Genomic DNA, 3,524 nt, shown 5'->3' on the forward strand with positions numbered 1-3,524 from the left:
CCGTATCATAATAGTCCAGACAAACACGCCGCGGATTGTGTGCTTGCGGAAGGCCCATAAGTATGTTCTCTGAATACGCTCTGATAATTCCTCCGCCATATCTTTTTTCGAAGCTTGATGCAACTGCGTCTCGATTCCTTTTCAGCTTCCATATTGGGAGAGGCTCGTCTGCGCTACATAACCTATACTTATATCAACACACTTGACATAGCACGCATCCATAATTCCGGGAAACGCACTGGCAAATCAATGCGATACGCAAAACCCGTCCGGTACTATGTCAACAAAGTGGACATAGCACGTTATACGGCGCGGGTGGGCGCACGGTGTACCATAAAAGTATAACGAAGCGATGAGCCGGGTGCAAGCTGTCGAGTGGTATTCGCAGGCAAGGGGGCCATCCCCGCGAACTGGAGCGTGTGGGGCGGGCGTGGGGTGTCCGCGCGGGCTGTACCGCTTTCTGTGGGCATCGGGATGGTGGGGCGCGGTTCGATCTGGCCGTTCGGGGCGCGGACCTGTGGCTTCCCTCTAACCTTGACTGTATCGGCCTGCGCATGACGAGACGCCTATGCATCTTGCGCTTCTGCGCGTCGTATGGAGAGGCAACGCGTTCGTGCTCCTTCCTTGGTAGCTTGTGGATCTCCCATGTCTCGCTTTTTACAACAGGCCTGGATGGGCCGCTCGGGCTGGTCGCCGTATCTGATGACGCTGCTCTCGCTTATTGTGGGGGCGTTCGTTGTGGGGAGTGTTGGTGTGGTGGCGCTGGTGTGGCTGCTGTCGGGGAGCTTTCCGATGGAGCCGGGCGCGGCCACGCCCGAGGCGTTTGGGCTCACGGATCTGCAGTTCTTTGGGGTCAACATGCTGCCGTTTGTCATTCTGCTGGGCGTGCTGGCGGTGTGCCTGCCCGTGTTTCATCGGCGCCCCTTGCGCTCCATCATTACGCCTACGGAGCAGATCGACTGGAAGCGGCTGGGTGTGGGCACGGCGGCGTGGATGGGGCTGATGGTGGCGACGCTGGGCATTGAGGCGCTCGTGACGACGGAGGAATTGGCCATTACGTTTGAATGGAAGCCGTTTCTGTATCTGCTTCTGCTGGCGGGCACGCTCATCCCCATTCAGGCCAGCGTTGAGGAGCTGGTGATGCGCGGCTACCTGATGCAGGGCGCAGCGCGTGCGCTGGGCTCGGGCTGGGCGGCGGTCCTGCTGTCGTCGGCTCTGTTCGGGATGCTGCACTGGGCGAACCCGGAGGTGGCCAGCTTTGGCGCGGGCCTTATGATGGCGTATTACATGGGCTTTGGCGCGTTCATGGCGCTGGTGGCGCTGGCCGACGATCGGCTGGAGCTGGCTATGGGCATCCACATTGGCAACAATCTGTTTGGCACGGTGATCGTCACGTTCCCCGAGTCGGTGCTCACTACACCGGCGCTGATTCGCCTGGAGTCGATGGCGCCCACGCCGGGCACGCTTGTTACGTGGGGCGCGGTGGCGCTGGTGTTTGCGGTGCTCATGGGCCGTCGCTATGGGTGGACATGGCGCGGTCTGCTCAAGCGGCTGGGACCGGTCGGTCCGCCTGACGATGCTCCGTCCGACGGGCCGTCTACGCCGTCGGAGCGCATCGAGGCGTTTCAGGCACGGCACATGGATACGGCGGCAGACGACACGCCGGATGCGCCCCGGAATCAGTAGGGACACGGCGCGCCGTGCCCCCACGTTCAACCGCTTTGCAACGAAGACAAATCCACAGGCTGTTCGTCGGCAGGTAGACGGGGCGGCAAAACATCCCGCATCCGACAAGGTACGGCGTGGCGTACGCTGACTTCATGCGGGGTCTGCCTCCTGCCTTTCAAGCACGCAGATGCCTGCGCATCCCTCTAACCTATGTTGCTTCATGCTTGAACTGCCCACACTGAACACCACGCCATACGTCGAATCCTTTCTCTCCATTTTCGTAGCCATGAACGTGCTGGGTGTGCTGCCGCTGTTTATGGGACTCACCGAGGGTATGACGCTTCCCACGCGCCGCGCTCTGGTGAAGCGTGCCACCGCCACCGGGTTCGGCATTGCGATCGTCATCTTGCTCGCGGGGCAGTTTATCTTTCAGACGCTCGGCATTACCGTGGATGACTTGCGCATTGGGGGCGGACTCATCCTGCTCGTCCTGTCGATTACGGATCTGCTCTTCAGCAACCTGACGCGCCAGCCCGGGAAGAGCGACGCCGCAGATGCCGACTCCGCAGGCGCCGACCTGGCCGTGGTGCCGCTCGGCACGCCGCTGATTGTAGGTCCGGCGGCCATCACCGCTATTCTGGTGCTGCAAAACAGCGTGGGCTACGCCCCCACGGTGGTGGCGCTGGTGGCGAATCTGGGCATCACCTACGTGGTGTTCTACTTCGGACCTGCGCTCATTGCGCTTATTGGGAACGGGGCGGCGCGGGCCTTTGCAAAAGTGGCTACGCTCTTTCTGGCCGCCATCGCCATTGCGCTGATTCGCACCGGCATTGTGAACACCATCCAGGCGATGTAGCATGGGAATCGGGCGCTGGCTTGTCATAACAACAGGGCGTATGCCGCAAATTGAATGATTCTTCGTCGAGGGGCCTCGGCTTAGCGGGTTGGTACGATTGCGTAACGCCTTAGGTGCTTGTACTTTCTTGCACATCTACACAAGACAGGATCCGCACACCATCCGCCTACTGCGGGCCCCTACTGCTTTGGGCGTGGCCCTGGCCGCGCCGTTACCTTCGTCTGGCGTTCCCTCCCGACTAACTGGCTCTTCTGTATGGCATCGCAATCTGGATCGCCCCTCGACGCTCCTGCTCGCGAACAATGGGGCTCGCGCCTCGGCTTTATCTTGGCCGCTGCGGGATCCGCCATTGGGCTCGGCAACATCTGGCGCTTCCCGTACTTAGCAGGCGAAGGGGGCGGCGGCGCGTTTGTGCTGGTCTACCTGGCCTGCATTCTGGGCATCGGCATGCCGTACCTGTTCGCCGAGCTCTCGCTCGGGCGCAACAGCCAGCGCAACCCGGTAGGCGCCATTGAGGCGATTGTTGGCAAGCGCTCGGCCTGGCTCATTGTAGGCGGCTTCTGCGTGCTGGCCGGGTTCATCATCCTCAGCTACTACAGCGTCATTGCCGGATGGGCGGTCGGCTACGCCGTCAAGGACATCATTGCGCCCGGCATGGGGTTCGAAGCCTTTGTCGCGTCTCCAGGAATGGTCATCACGCTGTTGGGCGTATTCCTGGGCATCACGCTGCTGGTCGTCTTGGGCGGGGTAGAGCAAGGCATTGAGCGGTGGTCTAAGATCCTGCTGCCCGTGCTGCTGGTGCTCATCCTGCTGGTCATCTTCCGCTCCGTTACGCTCGGAGGGAAAATATAACTGGGAGTTTATTGATTATCTTCTTGCAACCGGTAAAAAGCGGAATCAAACTCTAGCGCTTAGTATTGCTCCTTACACATCAGGTTTTAGAGATTTTCCTGGTTGGCTAATGAAGCTTTGGGAAGAAAAGAGAGTGTTTGATTTAAAA

At 60.2% G+C, this 3,524-nt stretch carries 3 protein-coding genes; all 3 read left to right on the forward strand.

Translation table 11 applies throughout. The features are described 5' to 3' along the window. Positions 1–645: 645 nt before the first annotated feature. On the forward strand, positions 646–1,686 hold the full coding sequence (locus R6U20_RS06150; protein ID WP_410336987.1) for a CPBP family intramembrane glutamic endopeptidase: 1,041 nt from the start codon (positions 646–648) through the stop codon (positions 1,684–1,686). A 202-nt stretch (positions 1,687–1,888) separates the two neighbouring features. Continuing rightward, positions 1,889–2,524 carry a MarC family protein gene (locus tag R6U20_RS06155; protein WP_410336988.1) on the forward strand — a complete coding sequence of 212 codons (636 nt, stop codon included), beginning with the start codon at positions 1,889–1,891 and terminating at the stop codon, positions 2,522–2,524. Positions 2,525–2,779: 255 nt separating this feature from the next. Continuing rightward, positions 2,780–3,376: a sodium-dependent transporter gene (locus R6U20_RS06160; protein WP_410336989.1), complete on the forward strand. Its 597-nt coding sequence runs from the start codon at positions 2,780–2,782 to the stop codon at positions 3,374–3,376. Positions 3,377–3,524 lie beyond the last annotated feature (148 nt).

The organism is Longimonas sp. (genome assembly GCF_046498435.1).
Taxonomy (GTDB): Bacteria; Bacteroidota; Rhodothermia; order Rhodothermales; family Salinibacteraceae; genus Longimonas.